Annotated in this window: 1 protein-coding gene; it reads left to right on the top strand. The window is 59.3% G+C overall.

What is annotated here, in order from left to right:
- The first annotated feature begins 74 nt into the window (after positions 1 to 74).
- Positions 75 to 1,150, top strand: a protein-coding gene (locus ACYU7Q_RS21815) for an IS3 family transposase (protein ID WP_460611573.1) whose coding sequence is annotated in 2 segments (ribosomal slippage) — positions 75 to 327 and positions 327 to 1,150 — 1,077 coding nt in all. Because the reading frame shifts where the segments join, the coding sequence is not laid out codon by codon here.
- The last annotated feature ends 40 nt before the right edge of the window (positions 1,151 to 1,190 follow it).

Genomic DNA, 1,190 nt, shown 5'->3' on the forward strand with positions numbered 1-1,190 from the left:
CCTGTACGCTTCCCTAAATAGGAAGCCAGTTGAGAGTAGAGAAAAGCGTATTTTCACTACCTGACAACGACGAAATGAAAAAGGGACGATTCAGCGAAGCCCAGATTGTGGCCATTCTGCAACAGCAAGCCAGTGGCCAGACCGTGGCGCAAATCGTGCGCGAGCACGGCTTAAACGAGGCGACATTTTATGCGTGGAAAAGCAAGTACGCCGGGGCCAGCGTTGCCGAGTTGACTCGGCTCAAGCACCTGGAAGACGAGAACAAACGCCTCAAGCAGATGTTCGCCGACCTAAGCCTGGAAAACCAGGCTATCAAGGAGATACTGCGAAAAAAGTAAGCAGCCCTGCGGCGCGGCGCCAGGCAGCGCAGGGCTTGGTGAGTAAAGGCTGGAGCCAACGGCAGGCGTGTGCCCTGGTTGGGCTTTCGCGCGGCAGCTACCAGCGGGTGGAAAGGGGGCGCAACGACGAGCCCGTGCAGCAGGCACTACGGGCATTAACGGGGCGGCACTCCGGCTGGGGATTCTGGAAATTACATCACCGCTTGCGCAAAAATGGGTTGGTAATCAATCACAAGCGCACCTTGCGCATTTATCGGGCATTGGCCCTGAACCTGCCCCGGCGCTTAAAAAAGCGGGTGCCGGCCCGCGTCAAGCAGCCGTTGGCGGTGCCTGCGGCGGCCAACGTGTGCTGGTCGCTCGACTTCACCAGCGACGTGCTGACCGACGGCCGTCGGTTTCGGACCCTGAACGTGCTCGACGATTACAACCGGGAACTGCTGGGCGTTGAAATCGACTTTTCCTTGCCCGCCGCCCGTGTCGTGCAGGTGCTGACACGCTTGGTCGAGTGCCACGGCCGGCCAGCGCAGTTGCGCACCGACAATGGGCCGGAGTTTATCAGCGCCCGGTTGAGCGAATGGTGCGAAGCGCAGGGCATTGCCCTGCACTGGATTCAGCCCGGCAAGCCGACCCAAAACGCTTACATCGAACGCTTCAACGGCTCGTTTCGCCGCGAGCTGCTCGACGCCCACCTGTTTCGCTCGCTGGCCCACGTGCGCCAGCTAGTGGACGAGTGGATGCTCGACTACAACACCCAACGGCCGCACCAGGCCTTGAATTTTATGACCCCCATCGAATTTAAACAAGCTGCTTAACCTCTGCTTACTACTGGCTTACCGAATGGGGAAGCGTACA

It is taken from the genome of Hymenobacter terrigena (assembly GCF_054776515.1).